This window comes from Pseudoalteromonas sp. S3260 (assembly GCF_005886925.1).
Classification (GTDB): Bacteria; Pseudomonadota; Gammaproteobacteria; order Enterobacterales; family Alteromonadaceae; genus Pseudoalteromonas; species Pseudoalteromonas tetraodonis.
In genome coordinates, this window is record NZ_PNCV01000252.1 from 1 (window position 1) to 313 (window position 313).

The 313-nt window shown below is 50.2% G+C and carries 1 protein-coding gene; it reads right to left on the reverse strand.

Annotated features, from left to right (window positions below):
- A partial coding sequence (locus tag CWC14_RS18360) for an alpha/beta hydrolase family protein (RefSeq protein ID WP_171036885.1) occupies positions 1 to 313 on the reverse strand: 313 nt, incomplete at both ends.

The following is a 313-nucleotide window of genomic DNA, read 5'->3' on the forward strand; positions in this document are numbered from 1 at the left end:
CGGGTAGTAAACTAGACGTACGTCTTTGTCTTGTACCTTCATATAGCGGTACAGTTCCATAGACTGAGCTGGGTGAACGCGCGGATCGTCTTTACCATGCATGATCAACAGTGGGGTTTTCGACTGGCCAGCCCAGTAAATTGGGCTGCGCTCAAGATACCACTGCCATTTCTGCCATGGGTAAGAGCGGGCATGTACCAGGAACATTTCGTTTGAAATATCGGTCGTACCAAACTTAGACAGCTGGTTGGTCACACCTACAAACATCACACTGGCTGCAAAGTGCTCGGTCAGTTTAGTTGCGCCCCAGGCA